Origin of the sequence: Fictibacillus nanhaiensis (assembly GCF_023715445.1) — a bacterium.
Lineage (GTDB): Bacteria > Bacillota > Bacilli > Bacillales > Fictibacillaceae > Fictibacillus > Fictibacillus nanhaiensis_D.
In genome coordinates this window covers 1-760 of sequence record NZ_JAMBOD010000034.1, presented here as the reverse complement: position 1 = coordinate 760, position 760 = coordinate 1, and the positions used below count along the sequence as shown (strand labels likewise).

6 tRNA genes are annotated in these 760 nt (G+C 48.0%); all 6 read left to right on the top strand.

The features are described from left to right. Positions 1 to 35: 35 nt before the first annotated feature. The 6 genes from M3196_RS21715 (at position 36) to M3196_RS21690 (ending at position 593) form a co-directional block, all read left to right on the top strand. Positions 36 to 119: transfer RNA gene (locus M3196_RS21715), tRNA-Leu, on the top strand. Between the two features lie 26 nt (positions 120 to 145). Then, a tRNA-Gly gene (locus M3196_RS21710) sits at positions 146 to 220 on the top strand. 14 nt (positions 221 to 234) lie between these two features. Beyond that, a tRNA-Leu gene (locus tag M3196_RS21705) sits at positions 235 to 323 on the top strand. 7 nt (positions 324 to 330) lie between these two features. Then, positions 331 to 407: transfer RNA gene (locus M3196_RS21700), tRNA-Arg, on the top strand. A 10-nt stretch (positions 408 to 417) separates the two neighbouring features. Next, a tRNA-Pro gene (locus M3196_RS21695) sits at positions 418 to 494 on the top strand. A 23-nt stretch (positions 495 to 517) separates the two neighbouring features. Continuing rightward, positions 518 to 593 (top strand) — tRNA-Ala (locus M3196_RS21690). Positions 594 to 760: the final 167 nt, after the last annotated feature.

The following is a 760-nucleotide window of genomic DNA, read 5'->3' as shown; positions in this document are numbered from 1 at the left end:
GAGTCCTTCATGGCTCACCATTTTCAAATTAATATGCGGGTGTGGCGGAATTGGCAGACGCGCTAGACTTAGGATCTAGTGTCTTTGACGTGGGGGTTCGAGTCCCTTCACCCGCACCATATTAATTTTAAAACAAAATACGTTTGCGGAAGTAGTTCAGTGGTAGAATACAACCTTGCCAAGGTTGGGGTCGCGGGTTCGAATCCCGTCTTCCGCTCCAAAGTTATTGTATGTGCCGGGGTGGCGGAACTGGCAGACGCACAGGACTTAAAATCCTGCGGTAGGTGACTACCGTACCGGTTCGATTCCGGTCCTCGGCACCACATACATGCGCCCTTAGCTCAGCTGGATAGAGTGTTTGACTACGAATCAAAAGGTCGGGAGTTCGAATCTCTCAGGGCGCGCCATATTTTTTTACGGGAAGTGGCTCAGCTTGGTAGAGCACCTGGTTTGGGACCAGGGGGTCGCAGGTTCAAATCCTGTCTTCCCGACCATCATAACTGCATAAGTTATTTTTGGGGCTTTAGCTCAGCTGGGAGAGCGCCTGCCTTGCACGCAGGAGGTCAGCGGTTCGATCCCGCTAAGCTCCACCATTTTCAGAAAATGTTTCTGGCATTTTCTTTTTTATTGCTTAAAAGTTCTTTGAAAACTGAACAAAAGAAATAGGTAAGGAATTAAATTTAATTCCGTCAGTTTTAAATCGAGCAAGTCAAACACTTTTATGGAGAGTTTGATCCTGGCTCAGGATGAACGCTGGCGG